Origin of the sequence: Shinella sp. WSD5-1 (assembly GCF_963942435.1) — a bacterium.
GTDB classification, from domain to species: Bacteria; Pseudomonadota; Alphaproteobacteria; order Rhizobiales; family Rhizobiaceae; genus Shinella; species Shinella yambaruensis.
In genome coordinates this window covers 288650-313186 of record NZ_OZ012597.1, presented here as the reverse complement: position 1 = coordinate 313186, position 24537 = coordinate 288650, and the positions used below count along the sequence as shown (strand labels likewise).

Below are 24537 nucleotides of genomic sequence, written 5' to 3'. Positions count from 1 at the left end.
GTTGGAAGTGCTGATGTGACTGTTCCCTTGAGCCGCCGGTATCTGTCGCACCGTTGAAGCCGGGGTCAATCTAGGCAGAGTTTTCCGCTCCGGTCTTTGCAGCGCGGGAACGACGAATTGCGCGCGGGCGCACAAGCTGTCATTTTCGTTGCCTGGCGAAAATCATGTGCGTACCTTTGTTCGAAGAGGGCAAGCCGCATGAAGACGAGCATCACCACAAGCGCGACACGCGCGCCGGACCGCAGCCGCCACTGGCACGAGGCCATCGCCTCGGCCTATTTTCCGCTCGACCTGCGCTTTCGTGACGCCGACCGGTTTTCCGGCGACCTGACGACCTGGCAGTTCGGCGACGTCTCGATCTCGCGCCTCACATCAGACGCCTTGCAGTACCATCGCCTGCCGCATCACTTCCGCGCCGCGCGCGACGAGGAATTCCTGGTCACGGTGCCGGCCAAGGCGGAAGTGTTCTTTTCCCAGTGCGGCAAGGACATCAAGTGCCCGCCCGGCGGCTTCTTCCTGGAGCGCAGCAGCGAGCCCTACCAGTTCAGCCATGCCGAGCCGGCGGACATGTGGGTGCTGAAGGTGGAGGCCGATGCGCTGGCCGGCCGCATGCGCGCGCCGGACCGCTTCTGCACCCTGCAATTCGAGGCGAACAACGGGGCCGGCGGCCTCTTCACCGACATGCTGCATCTCCTGCCCGCCCGTTTCGACGGCATGACGCAGGAGGCGCGCGTGACCGTCGGCCGCCAGCTCGTCGATCTGCTCGTGCTGGCGATCAAGGCGGACGACCGGGTGCTGACTTCGGGCAATTCCACCGTGCGCGGCGCGCATCTCGCCCGCATCGAGGCCTATATGCGCGCCAATCTCCAGGATTTCCGCCTCGACCCGGAGCGCATCGCGCGGGCCTGCGGCATTTCCACCCGCTACCTGCACGAACTGTTCCGCGATACGGGCCAGACGGTTCGCAGCTGGATCCGCGACCAGAGGCTGATGGCTTGCCGGGAAGCGCTGGAAGATCCGGGCAATTTCCAGACGGCTGCGGAGATCGCCTATCGCTGGGGTTTCGGCGACCAGACGCAGTTCTCCCGCGTCTTCAAGGCCGAGTTCGGCGTGCCGCCGGGCGAATTCCGCGAGAAGGCCCGGGCCGGCCAGCAGGGTGCCGCGGGGCCGGCCAAGTCCGCGCTTTCATAGGAACCCGGTGGGCAAGCGTCTGCCGGGCCGGCGGCTTACCCGCCTGCAAGGCGGTCGATGCAGGCCCGTACGCGCGAAACGCCCTCGACGATGTTGGCGCGCGGGATCGAGGAATAGCCCATGCGGAAATAGCGGCAGGGCCTGTCGCTCTCCGGAAAGAACGGCGAGCCGGATTCGACGAGCACGCCGTCCTGGCGCAGTTCGTGCACCAGCCGGTCGGCGTCCAGCCCTTCCGGCCCCTCCATCCAGAAGGACGTGCCGCCGAAGGCGGAGGACCCGGCGATCGTCAGTCCCTCCCGCCGCAGCGCCTCGGCCATGAGGACGTGGCGCTTGTGGTATTCCGTGCGCATGCGGTGCAGCACGGCGTCGTAATGGCCGAGCGCGAGGAAATAGGCGCTGGTGCGTTGCAGGTGGCCGGGCGGATGGCGCAGCATCAGGGAGCGGAGCGCGCGCGCCTCGCGGATGAACGAGGCGGGCGCGACGAGGTAGCCCAGCCGCAGGCCGGGAAACAGCGATTTCGAGAAGCTGCCGATATAGAGCACGCGCCCGGTGGAATCGAAGGCCTTCAGCGCCGGCGAGGGCGGGGCAAGATAGCTGATCTCGAACTCGTAGTCGTCCTCGACGATGACGAAGTCCTTTTCCGCCGCGGCCTGCAGCAGCCGCGTGCGCCGGTCGATCGGCATGGTCGCGCCCGTTGGCGAATGGTGGCTCGGCGTGACGAAGACCGCGTCGGTATCCTCCGGCAGGTCGTCCGGCGGCAGGCCCTCGCCGTCGACGTCGACGGTCGTGACCCTGGCGCCGCTGAGCAGCAGCGAGGCGCTGATATCGGGGTGGCAGGGGTTTTCGCAGACCGCCCTGGACCCCTTGTCCAGGATCAGGCGGGTGACGATCCACAAGGCGTTCTGCGCGCCGACGGTGATGAGGACCTCGTCCGGGTTCGCATGGATGCCCCGCCGGGGCAGGGTGCGCGAGCAGATGTAGTTGACGAGCCTGACATCGTCGGCAGCGGCGAAATCGCTTGCCATCAGGATGAAATCCTCGCGCGCCAGCGCCCGGCGGGCGCAATCGCGCCAGGCGTTGAGGTCGAACAGCGACGGGTCCATCTGGCCATAGAGGAAGGGATAGGGGTAGCGCCGCCAGTCGAGCGGTTTCGACACCTGGCGTACGACCGCAAACCCCATCTTCATCTTCCCCGCCCAGTCCACCGGGGCTGAACCGGACGACGGACGGTCGTTTTCCAGGCCCTTGCCCGGCGGATTGCTCGCGATGCGGTAGGAGCTGCGGTTCGCGGCCTCCACATAGCCCTGCGACACCAGCTCCTGATAGGCGAGCGTTATCGTGATGCGCGAGATATGGAGGTAGTCGGCGAGCTTGCGGGTCGAGGGCAGGTGCGCGCCGGGCTGGACGCGGCCCGCAAGCACGGCGGAGACCACGGTTTCCCGCAACTGTGCCTGCAGGCCCAGCCCGCTCTCCCGGTCGATGAAGAAGATCGTCTCGGAAACGTTGGTGCGCATGGCGTCCGTGCTGCGGGGAGGCAATCTGGATTTATTCAACTTCCAAACTGGATATAACGCAAGCGGGGTGCCGCATTTATCACTTTTGTCAAGAAGACCGGGGCAACCGGCTCAAGCACCAATCGATGAGGAGAACGATGATGCTTTTCAAGAATTTCAATCGCCTGGCCACCACTGCCGGCCTTCTGGCAGGCCTTCTTGCGTCAGGCGCCGCTTACGCACAAACCAGTCTGGTCGTCGGCTATCAGCAGATCGTCGGCCCGTTCGTCGCCGCCATCGCCGATGGCCGCTTCGACGCGGCCGCCAAGGAGGCGGGTTATACGATCGACTGGCGCCAGTTCTCGTCGGCCGGTGACATCACGACGGCGCTCGCCTCGGGCGACGTGCCGATCGGCGTGATCGGCTCGACCGGCACGGCGGCGGCGGCCACGCGCGGCGTCGAGCTCCAGCTTTTCTGGATCCTCGACAATATCGGCAAGTCCGAGGCGCTGGTCGCCCGTGACGGCTCGGGCATCGAGACGCCGGCGGATCTCAAGGGCAAGAAGGTCGCCGTGCCCTTCGTCTCGACCTCGCATTTCCACCTGCTCGTCGGCATGAACAAGGTGTGGAACATCGATCCGCGCGAGGTGGAGATCCTCAACCTGAAGCCGCCGCAGATCGTCGCGGCCTGGCAGCGCGGCGATATCGACGCCGCCTATGTCTGGCCGCCGGCCCTGTCGGAAATCCTGAAGACCGGCAAGGTGATCTCCGATTCCGAGGTCATCGGCGCTGCCAGCGTGCCGACCTTCGACGGGCTGGTGGTCGATAAGGCCTGGGCCGCGGAGAACCCCAAGCTGATGGAGGCCTTCACCAGGGTTCTTGCCGAATCCTACGCCGACTACAATGCCAACAAGGCCGCCTGGACGGTGGATTCGCCGCAGGTGCAGGGTATCGTCAAGCTCATCGGCGGCGACGGTCCGAGCACGGTGGAGGCGCTGGAGCTGCTCTCCTTCCCGAACGCGGACGAGCAGGCCTCGGACACATGGCTCGGCGGCGGGGCGACCCGCGCGCTTACCGAGAGCGCGAAGTTCCTCGTCGAGCAGAAGCAGATCGGCAAGTCGCTGGACGACTATGCGCCCTACGTGAATGGGAGCTTCGCCGAGGCGGCTGCGAAATAGCATAGTCTTGCCGCTTGCACCGGCCGCCTTTCGCGGCCGGTGTGTCCACCAGACCCGTGACCGAGGTGCAGGGAGGCATTTCTCATGGAAACACTCAGCGTCAGGAACATCAGTCTGACCTATCCGGGCTTGTACTCGGACCAGGCGGTGATCGCCCTGAAAGACGTCAACCTTACCATCAAGAGCGGAGATTTCGTCGTCGCGCTCGGCGCTTCGGGCTGCGGGAAGACCACGCTGCTCAACCTCATGGCGGGCTTCATGGCCCCCTCGGAAGGCGATATCTCGCTCGGCAACCACCGGGTCAACGGGCCGGGCGCCGAGCGCGGCGTGGTCTTCCAGAAGCATGCGCTGCTGCCCTGGCTCAACGTCATCGAGAACACCGAATTCGGCCTGAAGCTGCGCGGCGTCGACAAGGCGACGCGGCGGGAGATCGCGACCAAGAACCTTGCCCTCGTCGGCCTGCAGGATTTCCACCGCCACATGATCTATCACCTGTCGGGCGGCATGCAGCAGCGCGTCGGCATCGCGCGGGCGCTGACCTGCGACCCCGCCATGCTTCTGATGGACGAGCCGATGGCGGCACTCGACGCGCTGACGCGCGAAACTATCCAGGAACTCCTGCTGGAGGTCTGGCAACTCACCAACAAGATGTTCTTCTTCATCACGCACAGCGTCGAGGAGGCGCTGTTCCTCGGCTCGCGGCTGATCGTCATGTCGCCGCGCCCCGGCCGCATCACCCATACCTACGAACTCGACTTCAACCGCCGCTTCCTTGCCGAAGGCAATGCCCGCGCGATCAAGTCGAGCCCGGAATTCATCCGCATGCGCGAGGAAGTGCTCGGCATCATCTACGGCGACGAACGTGCGTCCGGCAACCCGGAGGTGGCCCATGCTTGACAGAGTGACACGCGCCAAGCCCGCCAAGGCCGGCAAGATCTTCGGCGCCCCGGGCGATGGCAGCAGCGGCCTGATCAGCTTCGTGACGGCGGCCGTGCTCGTCGCACTGTGGTTCCTCGTGACGGAATCCGGCTGGGTCAAGCCGCTCTTCCTGCCCTCGCCGCTCTCGGTCTGGGAGAAGTTCTGGCTGGCGATGACGGAAGGGGTCTCGAACTCCACGCTGATGCAGCACACGATGGCCAGTATCGGCCGCGTCTTCGGCGCCTTCCTGCTGGCCCTGGTCACGGCGGTGCCGATCGGCATCCTGATGGGCGTCAACCGCTTCGTGCGCGGCCTCTTCGATCCCATCATCGAGTTCTACCGCCCGCTGCCGCCGCTCGCCTACCTGCCGCTCGTCATCATCTGGCTCGGCATCGGCGAGTTCCCGAAGGTGTTTCTGATCTATCTGGCGATCTTCGCGCCGATGGCGATCGCCGCGAGGGCCGGGGTGCGTTCGGTCTCGACGGAGCAAATCCACGCCGCCTATGCGATGGGCGCCACCCGCGGCCAGGTCATCGGCCAGGTGATCATGAAGGCGGCCCTGCCGGAGATCTTCACCGGCATGCGCATCGGCATCGGCGTCGGCTGGACGACGCTGGTGGCCGCCGAAATGGTCGCCGCGAACCGCGGTCTCGGCTTCATGGTGCTGAACGCCGCCGAAAACCTCGAAAGCGATACGGTGATCATGGGCATCTTCATCATCGGCCTCTTCGCCTTCGCCTTCGATCTCCTGATCCGCTACCTCAAAAAGACACTGATCCCCTGGAAGGGGCGCATCTAACCGGCGGCGGACAGCCCGACACTCCAACGACCCGGCCCCGACGGCCCTTGAAGACGGTCTTTCCCGTCTCCGGCGGAGCCATGCCTTGCGACAAGCCAGAGGACTGCCCAATGACACTCAGCGCAACCGATCTCAAAACCCTGTTCGACGCCTTCAACCGGCATGACATCGATGGGGTCATGCACTTCTTCGCCGAGGACTGCGTGTTCAACGCGGTCGGTGGCCCGGACGTCCACGGCAACCGCATCGAGGGCGCCAGGGCGATCGCCGACGCTTTCAGCGGCGTCTGGACGGCGATGCCGGATGCCGAATGGGCCGGTCACAGCCATTTTACGGCCGGCGACCGGGGTGTCTCCGAATGGACCTTCCGCGGCACGGCGGCCGACGGCAGCCGCATCGAGGCGGAAGGCTGCGACCTCTTCACCTTCGCGAACGGCAAGATCGTCCGCAAGCAGGCTTTCCGGAAGAACCGGCCGGTCCTGCAACCCCGGTACTGAACGCTCGGAGCACGGCCATGCAATTGCGCACCATTCCTCCCAAGACCGGCAGGGCGCCGTTCGATCCCGCCTATGATCCGGAAACGGCTCCGACCCCGGGCACCGGCAAGGACTACGCGCCGACCTACTGGATCGGCACGGCCGGCCCCGAGCCGGAGGACGACGGCCCCGTCACGCGCGACATGGACGTCGATGTCGCGATCATCGGCTCCGGCTATACCGGCCTTTCCTGCGCCATCCATCTCGCCCGCGAGCACGGCATCAAGGCGACGGTGCTGGAGGCCAACGGGGTTGCCTGGGGATGCAGCACCCGCAATGGCGGGCAGGCGCAGATTTCCGCCGGCCGCCTGAAGCGCTCGCAATGGATCGCCCGCTGGGGCGTCGACGTCGCCCGCAGGATGCATGCGGAAATCGCCGAGGGGTTCGACCTGTTCCGGTCGCTGGTCCGTGAACCCGGGATCGACTGCGACCCGCAGGACGGCGGCCATCTCTATATCGCCCATCGCGACAAGGTGCTGCCGGCGCTGGAAAGCGAGGTCCGCGTCCTCAACGAGACCTTCGGCTATCGCGCCCGCATGGTCTCGCGCGGGGAGATCCACAGCGATTTCGTGCGCGATGCGGAGGCGCGCGGCGCCATGTACGAGCCGGACGGCATGGGCATCCACGCCGCAAAGCTGGCCTTCGGCTATCTCCGCCTGGCGCGGCGGCTCGGCGCGAGGGTGCACACGTCGAGCCCGGTGCTCGACTGCACGGTGAAGGGCGGCGTGCATTATCTTCGCACGCCCGGTGGCACGGTGCGCGCCCGCGCCGTCTGCATCGCCACGGCCGGCTACACGTCCCCCGGCATGAACGTGCTGACCCGGCGCCGACTGATGCCGATCCTGTCGAACTCGGTCGTCACCCGGCCGCTGACGGAGAGCGAGCAGCAGGCGCTGAACTTCAGGGCGCGCATTCCGCTCACCGACACGCGCACGCTCCGCCACTATTACCGCATGCTGCCGGACGGCCGGGTGCAGATCGGCAGCCGCAGCGCCATCACCGGGCGCGACGCTGCAAACCCGAAACACCTCGCGCTGCTGCTCGACGGGCTCTACCGCAAGTTCCCGATCCTGCGCGGCATCGGGATCGATTATTCCTGGTGGGGCTGGGTGGATGTCAGCCACGACATGATGCCCCGCATCTTCCAGCCGGACCCCGCGCAGAAACTGTTCTACGCCATGGGCTATGGCGGCAACGGCGTCATGTATTCGGCGCAGGCCGGACGCCGCATGGCGCAAATGGTCGCCGGCAAGGGTGCCGGCCTCGACCTTCCCATCTTCACCTCGCCGCTGCCGAGCCACGGGCTCCTGACGCCGTTCCGTAGGCTCGGCCAGTGGGGCATGTACCGCTGGTACTACCTGCGCGACGAAATCCTCTAACCCATTGAAACCAATTCCGAAGGAAAGGAAGCAGCCATGAAAATGACCACCGAGGAAGCCTTCGTCAAAGTCCTCCAGATGCATGGGCTCGAACATGCCTTCGGCATCATCGGCTCGGCCATGATGCCGGTGTCGGACCTGTTTCCCAAGGCCGGCATCACATTCTGGGACTGCGCGCACGAGACCAATGCCGGCATGATGGCCGATGGCTTCAGCCGCGCGACGGGCACCATGTCGATCGCCATCGGCCAGAACGGCCCCGGCGTCACCGGCTTCATCACGGCCATCAAGACCGCCTACTGGAACCACACGCCGTTGCTGATGGTGACGCCCCAGGCCGCCAACAAGACGATCGGCCAGGGCGGCTTCCAGGAAGTCGACCAGATGGCGATGTTCAAGGAGATGGTCTGCTACCAGGAGGAGGTGCGTGATCCCTCGCGCATTCCCGAAGTGCTGAACCGCGTCATCGAGAAGGCCTGGCGCGGCTGTGCCCCGGCGCAGATCAACATCCCGCGCGACTACTGGACCCAGGTGATCGACGTCGATCTGCCGGCCATCGTGCGCTTCGAGCGCCCGGCCGGCGGCCCGCAGGCGATCGCCGAAGCGGCAAGGTTGCTGTCGGAGGCGAAGTTCCCGGTCATCCTCAACGGGGCAGGCGTCGTCATCGGCGGGGCGATCGGCGCGTCGATGAAGCTCGCCGAACGGCTCGATGCGCCGGTCTGCTGCGGCTACCAGCACAACGACGCCTTCCCGGGTAGCCATCGCCTCGCGGTCGGCCCGCTCGGCTACAACGGCTCGAAGGCGGCGATGGAACTGATCTCGAAGGCCGACGTCGTGCTGGCGCTCGGCACGCGCCTCAATCCCTTCTCCACCCTGCCGGGCTACGGCATCGACTACTGGCCGAAGGATGCCGCGATCATCCAGGTCGACATCAACGCCGACCGCATCGGCCTCACCAAGAAGGTGACGGTCGGCATCTGCGGCGACGCGAAACAGGTCGCCGGCCAGATCTTGGAACAGCTCTCCCCCTCCGCCGGCGATGCCGGCCGTGAGGAACGCAAGGCGGCGATCCACCAGACCCGCTCGGCCTGGCAGCAGCAGCTCTCCTCGATGGACCACGAGGACGACGATGTCGGCACGGAATGGAACGAGAGCGCCCGCAACCGCGAGCCGAACCGCATGTCGCCGCGCCAGGCCTGGCGGGCGATCCAGGCGGCGCTGCCGAAGGAGGCGATCATCTCCACCGACATCGGCAACAATTGCGCGATCGGCAATGCCTATCCGACCTTCGAACAGGGACGGAAATATCTCGCGCCCGGGATGTTCGGCCCCTGCGGCTACGGTTTCCCGTCGATCGTCGGCGCCAAGATCGGCTGCCCGGACGTGCCGGTCGTCGGCTTCGCCGGCGACGGCGCCTTCGGCATCTCGATGAACGAGATGGGCTCGATCGGCCGCGAGGGCTGGCCGGCGATCACCATGGTGATCTTCCGCAACTACCAGTGGGGCGCGGAAAAGCGCAACACGACGCTGTGGTACGCCAACAACTTCGTCGGCACGGAGCTCAACCCCAATCTCAGCTACGCCAAGGTGGCCGAGGGCTGCGGGCTGAAGGGCGTCGCCGTCGATACGCCGGCGGCCCTCACCGAGGCGCTGGCGAATGCCATCGCCGACCAGAAGAACGGCGTGACGACCTTCGTCGAGGTCATCCTCAACCAGGAACTCGGCGAACCCTTCCGCCGCGACGCCATGAAGAAGCCGGTGCCGGTCGCCGGCATCGACCGCGCCGACATGCGCCCGCAGAAGCGGGCCTGATCGCCCCATGATCCATGTCCCGCCCGGGAAATCCGGGCGGGTGAGGTTTCCGCAAGCGAACGGAACGACATCATGACCTTCGCCGCCTCCGTCCAAGACCGTTTCCGCGGCATGCCCTCCGGCTTTGCCGCCTACTGGCCGGGCTTTGCCGTCACCGCTGCCGTGGCCGTCGCCGCGCAGTTCCTCTCCGATCACTACGGCGCACCGGCCATGCTGATGGCGCTCCTGCTCGGCATTGCCTTCCATTTCCTCTCGGAAGAGGGGCGCTGCGTCGCCGGCATCGATTTTTGCGCCAAGCATGTGCTGCGCATCGGCGTCGCGCTGCTCGGCATGCGCATCAGCGTCGATCTCCTGATCGGACTCGGCGCCGGCACCATCCTGCTGCTCGTCTCGGCGCTCGTCGCCACCATCGGCTTCGGCCTGCTTGCGGCGAAATTGCTCGGCCGCGGCTGGCGGCTTGCCTTGCTCACCAGCGGATCCGTCGCGATTTGCGGCGCTTCCGCGGCGATGGCGATCGCCGCCGTGCTGCCGAAGAACGAGTTCTCCGAGCGCAACCTGATCTTCACCGTGCTCTCCGTCACCGTGCTCTCGACGCTCGCCATGATCGCCTATCCGATCATCGCCCAGACCATGGGGCTCGACGCGCGGGCGACCGGCATCTTCTTCGGTGGCACGATCCATGACGTGGCGCAGGTCGTCGGTGCCGGCTTTTCCGTCTCGCCGGAAGCGGGGGAGACGGCGACGCTGGTCAAGCTGATCCGCGTCACCATGCTGGCGCCGGTCGTGCTGTTCTATTCGCTCTCGCTGCGCAGCGTGCCGCAGCTGGAAGGCGAGGCGGGAAAACGCCCGCCGCTCTTGCCCGGCTTCGTCGTCGCCTTCCTGGTCTTCGCCGCGCTCAACTCCTTCGGCCTCGTTCCCGAACTGGTCGCGACGGCCGGCATGGAGACCTCGCGCTGGGCGCTGCTTGCCGGCATCGTCGCCGTCGGCATGCGCACGTCGCTGCGCCGGGTGCTGGATGTCGGCGGCGATGCCGTCGCGCTCATCGTTGCCGAGACCGTCTTCATCGCCCTCTTCATCCTCGTCGGCATTCACTATCTGGGACACGCCTGATGAAACCGCTCGACCGCATTCTCGAAGCCGCGAAAGCCGCGCCGCGCCACATCGTGCTCGCCGAGGGGGAGGATCCGCGCGTCGTCGAGGCGGCCTTGCGCGCCGTGCGCGCCGGCATTGCCGCGATCACGCTCGTCGGCAATCGGAAAACCGTCGAAGAGCGGCTGGCGGCGGCCGGCGCCGGGACGGAGGAGATCCGCATCGAGGACCCGGCATCGTCCGCGCTCACGCCGCGTCTTGCCGCCGCCTATCACGCGCTCCGCAGGAGCAAGGGCGTGGACGAAGCGGCGGCGGCCGCGGCGGTGCGCACGCCACTCGTCTTCGCCGCCATGATGGTGCGCGAGGATGAGGCGGACGGCACGGTGGGCGGGGCGGTCGCGACCACCGCCGATACGGTGCGTGCCGCGCTCCAGACCATCGGCCGCGCGCCCGGTGTCGGCCTGGTGTCGAGTTTCTTCCTGATGATGCTGTGCGCCTCGCACCATGTGAAGAAGGGTGCTTTCGTCTTTGCCGATTGCGGCCTCGTAGTCGATCCCGATGCCGCGGGCCTTGCCGATATCGCCGTCAGCTCGGCGCGCTCCTTCGAGGCGCTGGCCGGCAAGCCGGCGAAGGTGGCGATGCTTTCCTTCTCGACGGCCGGCAGCGCCGCGCATGAGCGCGTCTCCAAGGTGGTGGAGGCAACGCGGCTCGCGCAGGAAACCGCGCCCGGCCTCGTCATCGACGGCGAATTGCAGTTCGATACCGCCTTCGTCGAGGCCGTCAGCGCCGCCAAGGCGCCGCGGTCGGCCCTCAACGGCGGGGCCAATGTCTTCGTCTTCCCGAACCTCGATGCCGCCAATATTGGCTACAAGATCGCCCAGCGCATCGGCGGTGCCACCGCCATCGGCCCGATCCTGCAGGGCCTTGCCAAGCCCGCCAACGACCTCTCGCGCGGCTGCAATGCCGACGACGTCTTCCACATGATCGCCGTCACGGTGGTGCAGGCCGGTTCCAGCCCGTGACGCGCCGGGCGGATGCCTTCGTCCCAGCGCGTCGCCATTACGCTGACCCTCATCGACGAGCCGACCGCAGCGCTCGGCGTCGCGGCCGAATTTCCAGGCGCGAGAAAATGGACTTTCGGGCTGGCGGCGCCATATTCGACAGGTATCGCGGATGCTACAAGGGAGAACGGGAAATGACGATGACTTCGCAGGACGTCGCCGCCGTCCTTGGTCCGGTCGATCAAACGCTCGTGACCGAGGTCGTTGCGACGGGAGCCACGCAAGCCGAGCTTGCCGAGGCATGGGCGTGGATCAACAATGACGAGGCCTTCATGGGAGAGGGCCGGCATCTGCCGTCGGGCAGGGTGGCCATGCTCGTCGATCTGCTGTCTTCCGACGAGGAGGAGGAAGACGAATAGCGTGGCCGGCGGGAAGAAGGCCCGCCGTCAGGTGTTTTCGCGCTCCCAGTACCATGCGGCGTAGATGCGCTTGCGGTCGTGTTCGCGGCCCTTGAGGAAGGCGCGGACGAGCCGGACGTCCTCCCGCTCGCAGGCGACCCATACGAAGGTGTCGCCGTCGACGGCGGAAAGTGCTTCTATCGTCGTCCGCGCGAGCACGTTTCTGGCGCCCGCGGCATAGGTCGTGCGATGCAGCCAGCGCACGTCGAGCGTTCCGGCGGTGGGCAGCGGCTGTTCCTCCGCGGCATCCGCCACCTCGATGATCGCCTGCATGCGGGTGCCTGCCGGAACTTCGGCGGCGATGCGGGCGATGGCGGGCAGGGCGCTTTCGTCGCCGGCAAGGAAGATGGTCCCGGCCTGCGGCAGGTCACCGCCGCCGGGGCCGAGCAGGGCGAGCCTGTCCCCCGGCTGCGCATCGCGGGCGAAATCGGCGCCGGGCGTCGGAACGCCGGGCACGGGATGCTGGAGAAAGTCGATCCAGAGTTCGCCGCGCTCGGCGTCGACGGCGTGGATCGTGTAGACGCGCACGAGAAGCGCGTCCTCGCCTTCCGGCCAGGCGATGCGGCCGTCGTCGCGCAATCCCGGCCAGACCGGCGCCCGGCCTTTCGGCGGAACGAGCAGGCGCACATGCATGCCGCCGCCGATGAAGGGGTTGACGTCCGCGCAGGCGAAGACGACGCGCCGCATATGCGGCGTCACGTCCTCGGCGGAGACGACCGTCACCTCATGGAGATTGGCGAGCCGCGTGCGCGTCGCCGGCTCGGACCAGGTGAGCTCCAGCGGGTCCTCGCCGGCGAAATAGAAGAGATGCTCGGCGATGACCGTGCGGCTCATCTGGAGCGCCCCGTCGCTCGGGCAGGCGAGGTCGATGAAGAGCCGGCCGCCGTCGAGGCGCATATGGGCGACGCCGATCTCGCTTGTCAGCGTCGCGGCGTTTTCCGTGCGTCGCACCTCGGCATGTTCGACGAAATGTTCGCACACCTCGTCGAGCATCTTGGGCGCATCCTTCGGCAGCGCGACACCGGTGAGCTTGAATTCCGGGAGGGCGTTCATAGGGGCTCCTTGATGGCTGGGGCGATCATGCGGTGACGGCCGATCGGCAGCATGGTCGGGCGGCCCGAGGTCGGGTCGGTGATGATGCGGCTTTCGAGGCCGAAAACCTGCCGCACATGGTCTTCGGTCAGCACGGCCTCCGGCGGGCCGGCGACATGCAGCCGGCCCTTCGCCATCGCGACGAGATGGTCGGCGTAGCGGGCGGCGAGGTTGAGGTCGTGCAGCACCATGACGATGGTCGTGCCGCGCGTCTGGTTGAGATCGGTCAAAAGGTCCAGCACCTCGATCTGGTGGCTGATGTCGAGGAAGGTGGTCGGTTCGTCGAGCAACAGGAGGTCCGTCTGCTGGGCGAGCGCCATGGCGATCCAGACGCGCTGGCGCTGGCCGCCGGAAAGCTCGTCGATCGGCCGTTCCGAAAGATCGTCGGTCTTCGTTGCCGCAAGCGCGGCGGCCACCGCTTCGTCGTCCTCGCGCGTCCAGCGGGAGAAGACGCCCTGGTGCGGATGCCGCCCGCGGCTGACGAGGTCGGCGACGGTGATGCCCTCTGGCGCGATCGGCGATTGCGGCAGGAGGCCGAGCGTGCGGGCAAGGTCACGCGAGGGGATGCGGTGGATCGACTTGCCGTCGAGCAGCACCTGGCCCTTCCTGGCCGGCAGCAGGCGCGACAGGGTGCGCAGCAGCGTGGACTTGCCGCAGGCGTTCGCCCCGACGATGACGGTGATCCTGCCCGGCGGCACGGCAAGATCCAGCCCGTCGAGGATGAGGGTTTCGCCATAGCCGGCCGAAAGGCCGCTGGCGAGGAGGGTGTGCGGTTTCATAGGGAACCTCCGGACCGGTTGACGCGCACGATCAGGAAAATCAGGTAGGGCGCGCCGAGCGCGCCGGTGACGACGCCGACGGGATAGCGGCTCGGCAGCAGGAACTGGCCGCAGTAATCCCCGACCAGCACCAGCGCCGCGCCGGTGAGCGCGGCGGGAACGAGCAGCGAACCGTTGTTGCCGACGATACGGGCGGCGATCGGCCCGGAGAGGAAGGCGACGAAGGCGATCGGCCCCGAAATGGCGGTGGCGCTTGCGATCATGCCGACGGCGGCGATGATGATCAGCACGCGGGTGCGGCCGACCCGGACGCCGAGCGCGGCGGCCGTGTCGTCGCCGAGCCGCAGGGCTTCGAGATCGCGGGCGCGGGAGAGCAGCAGGCCGCCGAAGAGGGCGAGCGCGACGAGGAGCGGCAGGGTCTGGCCGAGCTGCGCGCCGTTGACGCTGCCGGTCAGCCAGCGCAGGGCTTCCTGCAGGGTCCAGGCGGGGGCGGTGGAGAGGATGTAGGCGATGACGCTCTCCAGCATGGCCGAGACGCCGATGCCGACGAGGATGAGCCGCGTGCCGGCAACGCCGTTGCGGAAGGAGAGGGCGTAGACCAGGAGCGCCACGCCGAGCCCGGCGGAAACGGCGAGGATCGACACGATCGGCCCCGAGAGGCCGAGCACGACGATCGCGAACACCGCCGCGGCGCTCGCGCCCCAGCTGATGCCGATGATGTCGGGGCTGGCCAGCGGGTTGCGCAGCATGATCTGGAAGGCGACGCCGCCGAGGCCGAAGCTGAGGCCGGCGAGGATGGCGAGGATGGCGCGCGGCAGCCGGAGCTGGCCGACCGTGAAGGCGACGCCCGGCACGTCCTCGCCCATCAGCGTGCGAAGAATGTCCCGCGGCGGGGTGAAGGACTGGCCGAGCAGCAGGGTCAGCACGAAGGTCGCGGCGACCAGCACAAGGAGGAGGCCGATGACGAGCCGATGCCGTCGGGCGCGGCGGCGGCGGTTCAGGACGATGGAATCGACGAGGGGCGCAAGCATGGTCAAAGGTCCCGCACCCGCTGGCGGCGAACGATCCAGATGAAGAACGGCGCGCCGAGAAGGGCCGTCACGATGCCGACGTCGAGTTCGGCCGGCCGCGCCACGATGCGCCCGACGATATCGGCGGCGATCAGCAGGCAGGCACCGCCGAGGGCGGAAAAGGGCAGCAGCCAGCGATGGTCGCTGCCGGTCAGAAGACGGGCGAGATGCGGTACGACAAGGCCGAGGAAGCCGATCGGCCCGCAGACCGCCGTCGTCGCGCCGCACAGCAGGATCGCGCCGAAGGCGGCGACGGCGCGGGTCGTTGCGACGTGTTCGCCGAGGCCGGCGGCGAGCTCGTCGCCGAGCGCGAGCGCGTTCAGCTTGCGGGCGGAGAGGAGGCTGATGACGAAGCCGGCCGCAAGGAACGGCAGGATCGGATAGATCCGCTCGAAGGTCGCTCCGCCGACGCCGCCGATCTGCCAGGCACGCACGCCGCCGGCGATGTCGGCTCGCGGCAGCACGACCGCGATGACCAGCGAGGAGAAGGCGACGGACGTCGCGGCGCCGGCAAGCGCCAGTTTCAGCGGCGTCGCGCCGCCGCGTCCGAGCGAGCCGATGACGTAGACGAAGATCGCTGCCGCCCCCGCGCCGAGGATGGCGGTGACGATATAGGCATGGGCGGTTTCGATGTGGAACCACGCGACGCCGACCACCACCGCGAGCGATGCGCCCATGTTGACGCCCAGGATACCGGGATCGGCAAGCGGATTGCGCGTGACGCCTTGCATGATCGCGCCGGCGAGGCCGAGCGCCGCCCCGGCGAGAAGCGCCAGGAACGTGCGGGGAATGCGCATCGCCACTGCCGCCTCGCCGATCGTCTCGACCTTGCCGCCGAGCGCCGAGGTAATATCGCCGAGGCCAACGTCCCGCGTGCCGATCGCGACGGACAGCGCGACGAGCACGAGGAGTGCGGCGGCGACCAGCAGTAGCCACAGGGAGCGCAGCCGGCGGAGGCGCCCGGCGGGCGCCGGCACGCTGCGCGCCGTGGCGGCGTCAGGCCTCATTTCGCCTTCCCGGCGGCTTCGGCAAGAAGCGCGACATAGTCCTTCAGCACCCAGGAGATCGACAGCGGCGTCGGGTTGGCCGCGGTGCCGACCGGGTCGCGGCCGAGCATGACGAGCGCATCCTTGCTGACGGCCGGCATGCGCGAGAGCAGGAGATCGGCCTTCACGGCGTCGAGCAGCGGCATGCCGCCATAGCTAACCACGATATCGACATCGTCGAAGGCGTCGACCTGTTCGGCGCTGACGCTGGCGGCGAACTGCCCCGGCTTCGTTGCAGCCAGCACGCTTTTCGGGGAGATGAGCCCGAGATCGCCGAAGAATTTTATGCGCGTGTCGTTGGCGGTGTAGAAATTCACGGTGCTGAGGTCGGTCGCATCGAGATGCGTGACGAAGATCGCCGACTTGCCCTTGAGGACCGGGTAGCCCGCGACCGTATCGGCGATCTCCTTCTCGATGCGCACGATCAGCGCCTCGCCGTCCTTCGCCATGCCGAGCCCGGTGCTGTTGAGCCGGATCATCTCGCGCCAGTCGGTCGACCAGGCCGATTGCGGATAGGCGACGACGGGGGCGATCTGGCTCAGCGTCTCGTAATCCGCCTGGCTGAGGCCGGAATAGGCGGCAAGGATGACGTCCGGCCTTGTGGCGGCGACAGCCTCGAAATCGATGCCGTCGCCTTCGTCGAACAGGACGGGTTTTTCGCCGCCGAGTTCCTTCAGCTTCTCCGCCACCCAGGGCAGCAGGCCGTCGCCGTCGTCGTCGCCGAAATTGGCCGCGGCAAAGCCGACAGGCACGACGCCGAGCGCCAGCGGCACTTCATGGTTCGCCCAGGCGACCGTCGCCACGCGCTCCGGCTTCCTGGCGATCGTCGTCGTTCCGAAGGCATGTTCTATGACGATCGGATAGGTGGTTTCGTCCGCGGCCCGCACTGTCGTCACGATCCAGAGGCAGGCGGCGAGAAGGATCAGGGGAAAGCGCGAAAGCCGCGACATTGGCGAAACCCTCCAGGGCGTTTAAAGTGGAGTTTCCGTTTCAGGTTCATCGGGCGGCGTCAAGGCGAACGCGTACCTTGCGGCGGGAGAGCGGCGAAGTTTCCGGGGTTTCGTACAAAACCATGGAAATCTACAATACTGGATAATACGTCTCAAGTTATTGCCGATTTCCAAGGGACAGTCGCATCGACCTGAGGGGGTTCTGGATGCGCGGGGTTTATCCTTGTTCCGGCTGGTGTCCGGCATGGCCTGCCGTGCGCCGGCGAGCGCAACTTCAATTTCTGGAACACGATGATGGACATCAAGACGACCGGCGCCGCCAATCGACAGCCTCTCACCCGCTTGAGGACCGCGGTCCTTCTTGGCTGCACCGCGCTCGTCGCCCTTGCGCCTTCCGTTTCGTTAGCCCAGCAGGCGGAGGCGGGCTCCACCACGGTTCTCGAGACGATCACCGTCGATGGCGACGGCTCCGCCGCGGGCGTCGACAATGATGCCAAGTCGATCGTCGCGAAGAAGACGACCGCGGGCGGGCGGATGGCGACGGAGATCCTGAACACGCCGGCGACGGTTTCCGTCATCACGGCCAAGGAAATCCAGCTGCGCGGCGCCGAGACCGTCGAGGAAGTGCTGCAATATACGGCCGGCGTCACCACGGACTTCTATGGTTCGGATGACCGCTACGATTTCTTCAAGATCCGCGGCTTCGACGCGACGACCTACCGCGACGGGCTCATTCTCGGCCGTCCCTTCGGCGGCGTGCGGGAGGAGGCCTATGCCTTCGAACGGGTCGAGGTGCTGAAGGGCGCGAACTCCACGACCTTCGGCGTCTCCGATCCCGGCGGCGCCGTGAACTATGTGACGAAGCGTCCGAGAAGCGAGAAATTCGGCGAGGCCTATGTCACCGGCGGCTCGTTCGGCCGCAAGGAAGTGGGCTTCGACTTCGGCGATAACCTGACGGCCGACGACACGCTTTCCTATCGCTTCACCGGCAAGCTGCGCGATGCGGACGCGGAATACGACCACTCGCGGGACGACGAGAAGTTCTTCATGGGCGGGCTCACCTGGCGTCCGACGGACGCGACCAGCCTCACCATCGTCTACGATCATCTGAACAAGGACGGCGTGCCCGGCAGCGGCGGCCATCCGGTCGGCACGGATTTCGACCGCAGCCGCTTCTTCGGCGAACCGGACTACAATTATCGCGGTACGAACCGCGACACGGTCAGCGTGATGTTCGATCATGATTTCGGCTCGGGCCTGACCTTCGGCGCGAATGCACGCTACAGCAAGTCCGACACCGATTTCGGCTACGCCTATATTTCCGCGACGCCGACGGACGGCTCGACGACGGCGTCGCGTGCCTTCTTCGGCAACGAGGCCACGAACCGGCAGTTCATCATCGACGCGCATCTGCAATACGAGGCGAGTTTCGACGCGGTGGGCAGCCGCACCCTGGTCGGCGTCGAATACAACGACATGAAGGGCGACAACGGCACCTGGTGGGGGCCGGCGCCCGGCATCGACTGGACGAACCCGACCTATACGGGTCGGCCCACCGACCTGCCGCTGATCGCCAGCACGCGCAGCGACCAGACGGGCAAGGCGCTCTATATCCAGCAGGAACTGACCTTCTGGGACAAGTTCATCGTCACGGCGGGCCTTCGAAACGACTGGCTCGACCTCAGCGAGACGAACAGGCTGACGGGCGTGGAGAGCGAGGGCGACTTCAGCGAGCTGACGAAGCGCATCGGCCTCACCTATCGCGTCACCGACGAGATCGCGCCCTTCGTCAGCTATGCCGAATCCGTCGCGGCGCCCTCCATTGGCATCGAGCCGGAGCGCGGCGAACAGATCGAGCTTGGGGTGAAATACCAGCCGAACGCCTTCCCGGCGCTCATCACGGCCTCGATCTACGACCTGACGAAGAACAACATCACGCGCACCAACCCGGCGACGAACCTGCAGGAGACGATCGGCGAGGTGCGGGTGCGGGGCTTCGATCTTGAGGCGAAGGCGGAGCTGACGCCGAACTGGAGCCTGACGGCCGGCTACTCCTATCTCGACGCCGAGATCGTCGAGAACGGCACGGCCGGCAACGAAGGCAACCGGCCCTACCATGTGCCCAAGCATACCGCCTCGCTCTGGGTCAACTACCTGCTCGAAGGCGACGGCAAGCGCGGCGACATGACCTTCGGCCTCGGAGGCCGCTATACCGGTTCCTACTACTTCAACGACGCGAACACGGTGAAGACGGGCAGCAACTTCGTCGTCGACGCGGCCTTCACCTACAAGGTGTTCGAGAACACCTCCCTCGAAGTGAACGTCTCCAACCTCTTCGACCGCAAGCATGTCGATTACGGCGGCTTCGGCGCAGACTTCTACAATCCGGGCCGCTCGATCTCGGCGACGCTGCGCCAGACCTGGTGAAACAGGTCAGCGGCCCTGCTGCACCCGCCGCCAGGCGGCGGGTGTCTCGCCGGCGATCTGCCGGAAAGCCTTGGTGAGGTGCGCCTGATCGGAAAAGCCGAGCTGGGCGGCGATGTCGGCGATGGTCAGCTCGCTTTCGACCAGCAGTTTCTGCGCAAGGTCGATGCGCTTGCCGAGCTGCCACTGCAGCGGCGTCTTGCCGGTCGTCTGCTTGAAGACATTGGCGAACCAGCTCTCCGAGAGGCCGACCGTCTCGGCCATTTCCGCGACGGTCAGCCGGCCGTCGCTGCGGGCGTTGACGCGGGCGACCAGCCGGTTCATCTGCGCCTGGGTGAGCCGGCCGTTCTGCAGCTCGCCGCCGAGGTCCTGGATGTCGAGCAGGCCGCTGACGATCGTGCCGACCAGGCTCTCGGCATAGAGCGCGTGTTTCGCCGGGTTCGACACTTCGTCGACCAGGAGGCCTGCCAGCGTCTCGATCGCCCCGACATCCTGGATCTCCACCGGCCGGCGCAAGGCGGCGAGTGCCGCCGACGTGCCGACCGCGGGCGACAGGAAGCGCAGCATGCGGTCCTTGTGGAGGTGCAGGTCGAGATGGGAGAAGCGGTGCGCGGAGGTGAAGCTCGTCCAGAGCGGCACGCCGGCCGGCACGTAGACGGCCCGGGTCATCGGGCGGGAATGCTCGATCATGCCGCCTTCGCGGTTGGTCATCTTGATGTGCGGCGACACGTCGTTGAAGAAGATCACGATGCGCGGATCGGGCGAAAGGTAGTAGCCTCGCGCGCCGGAATAGCCCTCCGCATCCCAGAAGACGCCCACCAGCCCATCGAGGCTGCGCCATTTCACCGGCGCGAGCACCTTGATGCCTTCTGTATGGCAGGTCATTGCGTGCTGGTAGTTCACCGTTCAAAGCCACCCATGTTCGAGCAGTCCTCGCATGTCTCCATGCGTTTGGGTCAGGCGGAGCGCGACGACCCCGCTGCTGGGCGCGCTATGCCCCTTAAAAAAGATGATTAAAACTATCATGTTTTTTTGGCAGGGCAAGACGCCAAGGCAGCGGTCGGGCTGCCAAAGCCGTTTGCGCGCTTGAAACATGCTTAGAGCAGAATGCAGGGGCGGGCAATGACGATGCCCGGCCGGGTGAACCATCCGCAACGGCAGCGCAAATTTGAGGTGGGCCATGACGCTGGCCCATTTGCCTTGCGCCTTGTGCGCCCGGTTGTGGATGCCGGTGCGGCGGTCGAGTTCATTCGCATCGATATTGAAAGTTTGTCTGCCCCCATCAATCGCGATGCTGTGTAAGGTTTTCCCAATCGGACCGGAGGGTTGGCCGCTGTGGCCATGTGCCGGTTCTGCCGTGCCCTGGGGAAAACCATGGATCTTGAAAAGATCAAGACGCTTCTCGATTTCGTCGGTCGCTCGCGTATCTCGGAACTGACGGTCAGTGAAGCAGGCACGACGGTCGTCATTCGGAACGCTTCGCAGACGGCGGCGGCCGATCGTGTGCCTGGGGTGCTGGAACCGCAGGCTTCGTCCGCCTCCACCTCGGCAGAGCCGGCCGAGAAAAACGATGAGGAGGATGCGCGGATCGTGCGTTCGGCCATGGCCGGCGTCCTCCATCAGGCCGCGAATCCCGGTGCTGCGCCGCTGATCGCCGTCGGCGACGCGGTCGGGGCGGGCCAGCCGCTCTGTATCGTCGAGGCGATGAAGGTCTTCACCACGGTGAGTGCGCCCTTCGGAGGAAAGGTCAAGCGCATCTTTTTCGAAGACGGGCAGGATGTCGGCTTCGGCGATCCGCTCGTGGAGATCGTCTGATGGGCGCGCCCTTCACCTCCGTTCTCATCGCCAATCGCGGCGAGATCGCCGTACGCGTCGAGCGTGCCTGCCTGGAGCTCGGGCTGCGGCCGGTCCTCATCGCTTCCGAGGCGGACAGGGCGGGCCGCGCCAGGCCGGACGAGGGCGGGCCGCTGGCCATCGGGCCCTCCGCGCCGTCGCGCAGCTATCTCAACCAGGCGGCGATTCTGCTCGCAGCCCGTGTGACAGGCGCCGAGGCGGTCCATCCGGGCTACGGGTTCCTGTCGGAAAATGCCGACTTCGCCGAGGCGGTGGAAGCGGCGGGGCTCATCTTCATCGGCCCGCCGGCTTCCGCGATCCGCATCATGGGCGACAAGATCGCCGCCAAGCGGGCGATGATGGCGGCCGGCGTGCCCTGCGTGCCGGGGCCGGGCGAACCGTTGCCGGAGCGTGTCGAGGCGGTGCGGGCGATTGCCGGGGAGATCGGCTATCCGGTCATCATCAAGGCTGCCGGCGGGGGAGGCGGACGGGGCATGCGCGTCGTGCGCGAGAGCGCCGAGGTGGCCGATGCCGTCGCCATCACCCGCGAGGAAGCGCGGCGCGCCTTCGGCAGGCCCGAGCTCTACATGGAGAAATTCCTGGAGCATCCGCGCCACGTCGAATTCCAGGTGCTCTGCGACAATCACGGCAATGCCGTCTGGGTCGGCCATCGCGACTGCTCCGTCCAGCGCCGCCACCAGAAGGTGGTGGAGGAAGCGCCGGCGCCGGGCATCGCGCCCGAGCTTGCCGAGCGGATCGGCGCGCGCTGCGCGGAGGCCTGCCGGCAGATCGGCTATCGCGGCGTCGGCACCTTCGAGTTCCTCTACGAGAACGGCGAGTTCTATTTCATCGAGATGAACACCCGCCTGCAGGTCGAACATCCCGTCACCGAGATGACGGCGGGCGTCGATCTCGTGCACGAGCAGCTGCGCGTGGCGCAGGGCGCGGTGCTGGAGGCAAGCCGCTTTGCCGGCACGGCGCGCGGCCATGCCTTCGAGTGCCGCGTCAATGCCGAGGACCCCGAAACCTTCGTCGCCGCGCCGGGGCGCATCACCGCGGTGCGCTTCCCGAGCGGTCCGGGCATCCGCGTCGATACGCATGTCTCCGCAGGATATCGCGTTTCGCCCTATTACGATTCGCTGATCGCCAAGGTGATCGTCCATGCGCCGACCCGTGAAGATGCCGTCCGCCGCATGCAGGTGGCCCTGTCCCAGACCCGCATCGAAGGCATCGCGACCAATCTTCCGCTGCACGAACGGATCTTTGCCGATCCCGATTTCGTGCGCGGCTGCGTCGATATCCATCATCTTGAAAAGCGGCTGAGGGAGGAACCCCGTGGCGAGGCGTGACCGCTCGACGGGTCGGAACACGATCGGCGATCTCTCCGATCCCGCCCTTATCTCCACCTTGGCCGGCTGGCTGGAAGGCTCCGGCGCGAACGCGCTTGAAATCGTCACGCCGGATGGCGGCGGGCTGAAGATCGTTCTTGCTGCCGGCGCGCGCGCCGTGCGCATCGCCGAAACTGTGCCCGAAGCGCCGGCGGTTCGCCCGGAAGGCCATGCCGTCAGGGCGCCGATGGCGGGCCTCTTCCGCGACAGGCATCCCGCCGCTATGGAGACCGGGCCGCTTGCCGGCGCGGGCAGGGCGCTCGAAGCCGGCGCCATTGCCGGCTTTGTCGAGGTCGGCCCGGTATTGTTGCCGGTGATCGCCTCCAAGGCCGGGATGGTCGGCGAAATCCATGCCCGTGCCGACGGCCTGATCGGCTACGGCGACGCCGTCCTGACGATGGAGCCTTCCCGATGAGCTTTCAGCAAGCCGCACCCGCGTCCATCGTGCCGGATACGGACGAACTGGCAAGAATCTCCTTCATCGGCACGCGCGCCTTCCTCATCGAGGCGCCCGGCGCCTTCGACCTGCCGACCCAGCGGCGCATCTGGGCGCTCTCCCATGCGCTCGAAACCCGTCCGGAGGTAGCCGAGATCGTGCCGGGCATGACGAACCTGCTGGTCATCCTCAAGGAGACGCCGGAAACGCCGGAGGCGGTCGTCCATGCGTTGCAGGAGGAATGGCGGCGTGCGCGGGGCGTCGATCTTGCGGGCCGCGAAATCGAGATCGCCGTCACTTATGGCGGCGAGCATGCGGGCGACCTGCCGGCCTTGTGCGACCTTTCGGGCCTTTCCGACCGGGAGGTGGTGCGCATCCACCATGAGGGTACCTACCGTGTCTTCGCGCTCGGCAGCGCGCCGGGCTTCGGCTACCTGCACGGGCTCGATCCGCGCATCCACATGCCGCGCAAGACCGTGCCATCGCTCCACATGGCGCGCGGCTCGGTGACCATCGGCGGCATGCAGACGGGCGTTGCCGTGCTGACCGGGCCGAACGGCTGGAATTCCATCGGCTTTGCCGAGCTCCAGATGTTCGATCCCATGGCCGCGGCCCCGGCGGTCATGGCCCCCGGCGATACCGTGCGTTTCCGCCCCGAAAGGATCGAGCTGTGATCGAGATCGTCGCAACGGGACCGTTGAACACGGTCCAGGACCTCGGCCGGCCCGGTTACCGCAACATCGGCGTCACGGCCTCAGGTGCAATGGACCCGCTCGCGCTCAGGATCGGCAATGTGCTTCTCGGCAACGCGCCCGGCGCAGCCGGCATCGAAGTGCAGACCTTTCCCTTCCGGGTGCGCTTTTCGGAGGGCGGTGCTTTTGCCATCACCGGCGCGGACTGCCGCGCGACGCTCGATGGCGTGCCGCTGCCGCCCTGGTGGACGGCCGGGGCGGCGCCGGGCCAGATGCTGGAGCTCTTCCCGCCGCTGAAGGATGCGCGGGCCTATCTCTGCCTTGCCGGCGGGGTGGCTGTGGCACCGGTCATGGGCTCGCGCAGCACGTCGCTGCGCGGCGGCTTCGGCGGGCTTCAGGGCCGGGTGCTTGCAACGGGCGACCATGTCGCGACGGACAGGGCCGCCGATGGCTTCCTGCCCAAGGGCGGCTTCGGGGTCGTGCCGCCGGCAGTGGCGCTGAAGGATGCCTTCCCCGTCGCGGAGGGCGGTGCATTGCTCATTCGTGCGTTGCCTGCCGGCGAGCATGATCTGTTCGGCGCGGACGCGCAGCGCTTCTGGCGCCAGGTGTGGAAGATTTCCGCGCGCAGCGACCGCACCGGCTATCGGCTGAGCGGCGACCCGATCCATCCCACCGAGGTGGTGGAGATGCGCTCGCACGGCGTCGTGCCCGGCGTCATCCAGGTGCCGCCGGCGGGCGAACCCATCGTCCAGATGAGCGACGCCAACACGGCGGGCGGCTATCCCAAGATCGCGGGCGTCATCGAAGCCGACCTGTGGCGGCTCGGGCAGGCGCGCATCGGCTCGCTGCTGCGCTTCGTCCCGGCGACGCATGCGGAAGCAAGGGCCGCGGAACGGGCGCTCGCGGCCTATATCGCAGATGTGCACAAGACTGCCCGGCTGGTGCGCCAGGCGCTTGCAGGCATGGCTTAGGA

24 protein-coding genes are annotated in these 24537 nt (G+C 67.0%); 17 read left to right on the top strand and 7 right to left on the bottom strand.

The features are described from left to right. Window positions 1-198 precede the first annotated feature (198 nt). The gene (locus AABQ55_RS24615; protein WP_244766195.1) at window positions 199-1191 is read left to right on the top strand and encodes an AraC-like ligand-binding domain-containing protein; all 993 of its coding nucleotides are present in this window, start codon (window positions 199-201) and stop codon (window positions 1189-1191) included. 35 nt (window positions 1192-1226) lie between these two features. Here the strand turns inward: AABQ55_RS24615 and pdxR are convergent, their stop codons facing one another. After that, window positions 1227-2705: a MocR-like pyridoxine biosynthesis transcription factor PdxR gene (pdxR, locus tag AABQ55_RS24610; RefSeq protein WP_272807578.1), complete on the bottom strand. Its 1479-nt coding sequence runs from the start codon at window positions 2703-2705 to the stop codon at window positions 1227-1229. 137 nt (window positions 2706-2842) lie between these two features. Here pdxR and tauA point away from each other — a divergent pair, with 137 nt between their 5' ends. The 9 genes from tauA (at window position 2843) to AABQ55_RS24565 (ending at window position 11815) form a co-directional block, all read left to right on the top strand. Further along, window positions 2843-3862, top strand: coding sequence for a taurine ABC transporter substrate-binding protein (gene tauA / locus AABQ55_RS24605; RefSeq protein ID WP_272807579.1), 1020 nt, complete (start codon window positions 2843-2845; stop codon window positions 3860-3862). A gap of 84 nt (window positions 3863-3946) precedes the next feature. Further along, complete coding sequence (locus tag AABQ55_RS24600; RefSeq protein WP_272807580.1) at window positions 3947-4759, top strand: taurine ABC transporter ATP-binding protein; 813 nt, start codon at window positions 3947-3949, stop codon at window positions 4757-4759. After that, on the top strand, window positions 4752-5579 hold the full coding sequence (locus AABQ55_RS24595; protein WP_272807581.1) for an ABC transporter permease subunit: 828 nt from the start codon (window positions 4752-4754) through the stop codon (window positions 5577-5579). Before AABQ55_RS24600 ends, AABQ55_RS24595 begins: the two co-directional genes overlap by 8 nt. 110 nt (window positions 5580-5689) lie before the next feature. After that, complete coding sequence (locus AABQ55_RS24590) at window positions 5690-6076, top strand: nuclear transport factor 2 family protein (RefSeq protein ID WP_272807582.1); 387 nt, start codon at window positions 5690-5692, stop codon at window positions 6074-6076. A gap of 17 nt (window positions 6077-6093) precedes the next feature. Beyond that, on the top strand, window positions 6094-7494 hold the full coding sequence (locus AABQ55_RS24585) for an NAD(P)/FAD-dependent oxidoreductase (protein ID WP_272807583.1): 1401 nt from the start codon (window positions 6094-6096) through the stop codon (window positions 7492-7494). A 36-nt stretch (window positions 7495-7530) separates the two neighbouring features. Further along, window positions 7531-9306 carry a sulfoacetaldehyde acetyltransferase gene (xsc, locus tag AABQ55_RS24580; RefSeq protein ID WP_272807584.1) on the top strand — a complete coding sequence of 592 codons (1776 nt, stop codon included), beginning with the start codon at window positions 7531-7533 and terminating at the stop codon, window positions 9304-9306. Between the two features lie 72 nt (window positions 9307-9378). Further along, window positions 9379-10416 (top strand): YeiH family protein, encoded by a 1038-nt coding sequence (locus AABQ55_RS24575; protein ID WP_443021170.1) that lies wholly within the window; start codon window positions 9379-9381, stop codon window positions 10414-10416. After that, window positions 10416-11417: a phosphate acetyltransferase gene (pta, locus tag AABQ55_RS24570; protein WP_272807585.1), complete on the top strand. Its 1002-nt coding sequence runs from the start codon at window positions 10416-10418 to the stop codon at window positions 11415-11417. Before AABQ55_RS24575 ends, pta begins: the two co-directional genes overlap by 1 nt. A gap of 173 nt (window positions 11418-11590) precedes the next feature. Next, complete coding sequence (locus AABQ55_RS24565) at window positions 11591-11815, top strand: hypothetical protein (protein WP_244766205.1); 225 nt, start codon at window positions 11591-11593, stop codon at window positions 11813-11815. Window positions 11816-11842: 27 nt separating this feature from the next. On the opposite strand, the gene AABQ55_RS24560 is transcribed toward AABQ55_RS24565, so the two are convergent. Genes AABQ55_RS24560 through AABQ55_RS24540 form a run of 5 tightly spaced genes read right to left on the bottom strand, consistent with a single transcriptional unit; the run spans window position 11843 to window position 16791 of the window. After that, a complete protein-coding gene (locus AABQ55_RS24560; RefSeq protein WP_272807586.1) occupies window positions 11843-12907 on the bottom strand; it encodes a DUF2218 domain-containing protein in 1065 nt (354 codons plus the stop codon). Further along, window positions 12904-13725, bottom strand: a complete 822-nt coding sequence (locus tag AABQ55_RS24555) for an ABC transporter ATP-binding protein (protein ID WP_272807587.1) — start codon at window positions 13723-13725, stop codon at window positions 12904-12906. Before AABQ55_RS24555 ends, AABQ55_RS24560 begins: the two co-directional genes overlap by 4 nt. Beyond that, the gene (locus AABQ55_RS24550) at window positions 13722-14756 is read right to left on the bottom strand and encodes a FecCD family ABC transporter permease (RefSeq protein WP_272807588.1); all 1035 of its coding nucleotides are present in this window, start codon (window positions 14754-14756) and stop codon (window positions 13722-13724) included. Before AABQ55_RS24550 ends, AABQ55_RS24555 begins: the two co-directional genes overlap by 4 nt. A 2-nt stretch (window positions 14757-14758) precedes the next feature. Then, window positions 14759-15802 carry a FecCD family ABC transporter permease gene (locus AABQ55_RS24545; RefSeq protein WP_272807589.1) on the bottom strand — a complete coding sequence of 348 codons (1044 nt, stop codon included), beginning with the start codon at window positions 15800-15802 and terminating at the stop codon, window positions 14759-14761. Further along, complete coding sequence (locus AABQ55_RS24540) at window positions 15799-16791, bottom strand: iron-siderophore ABC transporter substrate-binding protein (RefSeq protein WP_272807590.1); 993 nt, start codon at window positions 16789-16791, stop codon at window positions 15799-15801. The genes AABQ55_RS24545 and AABQ55_RS24540 overlap by 4 nt, the downstream gene beginning before the upstream one ends. Window positions 16792-17085: 294 nt before the next feature. Here AABQ55_RS24540 and AABQ55_RS24535 point away from each other — a divergent pair, with 294 nt between their 5' ends. Beyond that, window positions 17086-19218 carry a TonB-dependent siderophore receptor gene (locus tag AABQ55_RS24535; protein ID WP_272807591.1) on the top strand — a complete coding sequence of 711 codons (2133 nt, stop codon included), beginning with the start codon at window positions 17086-17088 and terminating at the stop codon, window positions 19216-19218. A 6-nt stretch (window positions 19219-19224) separates the two neighbouring features. On the opposite strand, the gene AABQ55_RS24530 is transcribed toward AABQ55_RS24535, so the two are convergent. Then, window positions 19225-20118: a helix-turn-helix domain-containing protein gene (locus AABQ55_RS24530; protein ID WP_272807592.1), complete on the bottom strand. Its 894-nt coding sequence runs from the start codon at window positions 20116-20118 to the stop codon at window positions 19225-19227. 219 nt (window positions 20119-20337) lie between these two features. Here AABQ55_RS24530 and AABQ55_RS24525 point away from each other — a divergent pair, with 219 nt between their 5' ends. From AABQ55_RS24525 to AABQ55_RS24500, 6 genes are all read left to right on the top strand, one after another. Beyond that, a complete protein-coding gene (locus AABQ55_RS24525) occupies window positions 20338-20517 on the top strand; it encodes a hypothetical protein (protein ID WP_272807593.1) in 180 nt (59 codons plus the stop codon). Between the two features lie 72 nt (window positions 20518-20589). Continuing rightward, window positions 20590-21030, top strand: coding sequence for an acetyl-CoA carboxylase biotin carboxyl carrier protein (locus AABQ55_RS24520; protein ID WP_272807594.1), 441 nt, complete (start codon window positions 20590-20592; stop codon window positions 21028-21030). Further along, on the top strand, window positions 21030-22397 hold the full coding sequence (locus tag AABQ55_RS24515) for an acetyl-CoA carboxylase biotin carboxylase subunit (RefSeq protein ID WP_272807595.1): 1368 nt from the start codon (window positions 21030-21032) through the stop codon (window positions 22395-22397). Before AABQ55_RS24520 ends, AABQ55_RS24515 begins: the two co-directional genes overlap by 1 nt. Continuing rightward, on the top strand, window positions 22384-22851 hold the full coding sequence (locus AABQ55_RS24510; protein ID WP_272807596.1) for a hypothetical protein: 468 nt from the start codon (window positions 22384-22386) through the stop codon (window positions 22849-22851). The genes AABQ55_RS24515 and AABQ55_RS24510 overlap by 14 nt, the downstream gene beginning before the upstream one ends. Next, the gene (gene pxpB, locus AABQ55_RS24505) at window positions 22848-23546 is read left to right on the top strand and encodes a 5-oxoprolinase subunit PxpB (RefSeq protein ID WP_272807597.1); all 699 of its coding nucleotides are present in this window, start codon (window positions 22848-22850) and stop codon (window positions 23544-23546) included. The genes AABQ55_RS24510 and pxpB overlap by 4 nt, the downstream gene beginning before the upstream one ends. Then, complete coding sequence (locus AABQ55_RS24500; RefSeq protein WP_272807598.1) at window positions 23543-24535, top strand: 5-oxoprolinase subunit C family protein; 993 nt, start codon at window positions 23543-23545, stop codon at window positions 24533-24535. The genes pxpB and AABQ55_RS24500 overlap by 4 nt, the downstream gene beginning before the upstream one ends. The last annotated feature ends 2 nt before the right edge of the window (window positions 24536-24537 follow it).

Coding starts and splice junctions, on each gene's coding strand:
- AABQ55_RS24615 (WP_244766195.1), top strand. CDS start 199: ATGAAGACGAGCATCACCACAAGCGCGACACGCGCGCCGGACCGCAGC.
- pdxR (WP_272807578.1), bottom strand. CDS start 2,705: ATGCGCACCAACGTTTCCGAGACGATCTTCTTCATCGACCGGGAGAGC.
- tauA (WP_272807579.1), top strand. CDS start 2,843: ATGATGCTTTTCAAGAATTTCAATCGCCTGGCCACCACTGCCGGCCTT.
- AABQ55_RS24600 (WP_272807580.1), top strand. CDS start 3,947: ATGGAAACACTCAGCGTCAGGAACATCAGTCTGACCTATCCGGGCTTG.
- AABQ55_RS24595 (WP_272807581.1), top strand. CDS start 4,752: ATGCTTGACAGAGTGACACGCGCCAAGCCCGCCAAGGCCGGCAAGATC.
- AABQ55_RS24590 (WP_272807582.1), top strand. CDS start 5,690: ATGACACTCAGCGCAACCGATCTCAAAACCCTGTTCGACGCCTTCAAC.
- AABQ55_RS24585 (WP_272807583.1), top strand. CDS start 6,094: ATGCAATTGCGCACCATTCCTCCCAAGACCGGCAGGGCGCCGTTCGAT.
- xsc (WP_272807584.1), top strand. CDS start 7,531: ATGAAAATGACCACCGAGGAAGCCTTCGTCAAAGTCCTCCAGATGCAT.
- AABQ55_RS24575 (WP_443021170.1), top strand. CDS start 9,379: ATGACCTTCGCCGCCTCCGTCCAAGACCGTTTCCGCGGCATGCCCTCC.
- pta (WP_272807585.1), top strand. CDS start 10,416: ATGAAACCGCTCGACCGCATTCTCGAAGCCGCGAAAGCCGCGCCGCGC.
- AABQ55_RS24565 (WP_244766205.1), top strand. CDS start 11,591: ATGACGATGACTTCGCAGGACGTCGCCGCCGTCCTTGGTCCGGTCGAT.
- AABQ55_RS24560 (WP_272807586.1), bottom strand. CDS start 12,907: ATGAACGCCCTCCCGGAATTCAAGCTCACCGGTGTCGCGCTGCCGAAG.
- AABQ55_RS24555 (WP_272807587.1), bottom strand. CDS start 13,725: ATGAAACCGCACACCCTCCTCGCCAGCGGCCTTTCGGCCGGCTATGGC.
- AABQ55_RS24550 (WP_272807588.1), bottom strand. CDS start 14,756: ATGCTTGCGCCCCTCGTCGATTCCATCGTCCTGAACCGCCGCCGCCGC.
- AABQ55_RS24545 (WP_272807589.1), bottom strand. CDS start 15,802: ATGAGGCCTGACGCCGCCACGGCGCGCAGCGTGCCGGCGCCCGCCGGG.
- AABQ55_RS24540 (WP_272807590.1), bottom strand. CDS start 16,791: ATGTCGCGGCTTTCGCGCTTTCCCCTGATCCTTCTCGCCGCCTGCCTC.
- AABQ55_RS24535 (WP_272807591.1), top strand. CDS start 17,086: ATGGACATCAAGACGACCGGCGCCGCCAATCGACAGCCTCTCACCCGC.
- AABQ55_RS24525 (WP_272807593.1), top strand. CDS start 20,338: ATGACGATGCCCGGCCGGGTGAACCATCCGCAACGGCAGCGCAAATTT.
- AABQ55_RS24520 (WP_272807594.1), top strand. CDS start 20,590: ATGGATCTTGAAAAGATCAAGACGCTTCTCGATTTCGTCGGTCGCTCG.
- AABQ55_RS24515 (WP_272807595.1), top strand. CDS start 21,030: ATGGGCGCGCCCTTCACCTCCGTTCTCATCGCCAATCGCGGCGAGATC.
- pxpB (WP_272807597.1), top strand. CDS start 22,848: ATGAGCTTTCAGCAAGCCGCACCCGCGTCCATCGTGCCGGATACGGAC.